General features: G+C 60.7%; 1 protein-coding gene. It reads left to right on the forward strand.

The features are described 5' to 3' along the window. Window positions 1-433 (forward strand): PAS domain-containing protein (locus MRBLMR1_RS29140; RefSeq protein WP_500067080.1); only part of this gene is annotated, 433 nt, incomplete at both ends.

Consider the following 433-nt stretch of genomic DNA (forward strand, 5'->3'; position numbering starts at 1 on the left):
CTCGAACCCCTCCTGCGCCGGGTGATGGAGACCGGCGAGACGGTCGCGGCAAAGGATCGTCCTTTCTACATCGAGCGTCACGGCTATCCGGAAACCGTCTATTTCGATATCTCCTATTCGGCCATTCGCGACGAACACGGCGCGGTCCGCGGCGTCTTTTGCATCGTCAACGAGACGACTGATCGCGTCCGCGCCGATCAGGCATTGCAGGCGAGCGAGGAAAGGCTGCGGGCAGTCATATCCCAGTCGGCCGCCGGCATTGGCCAGGGAAGCCTGGAAGGCAAGATCCTGCACATCAACCGCCGGTTCTGCGAGATCGTCGGCTATGAAGAGGACGAACTTCTCGGAAAAAACATTGCGGACATCACTTATGCCGATGACATGCCCGAGCAGACCCGCCTGTTCAACCGGCTGGCCGCGACCGGCGAAAGCT

It is taken from the genome of Neorhizobium sp. LMR1-1-1.1 (genome assembly GCF_040675795.1).
GTDB classification, from domain to species: Bacteria; Pseudomonadota; Alphaproteobacteria; order Rhizobiales; family Rhizobiaceae; genus Neorhizobium; species Neorhizobium cellulosilyticum.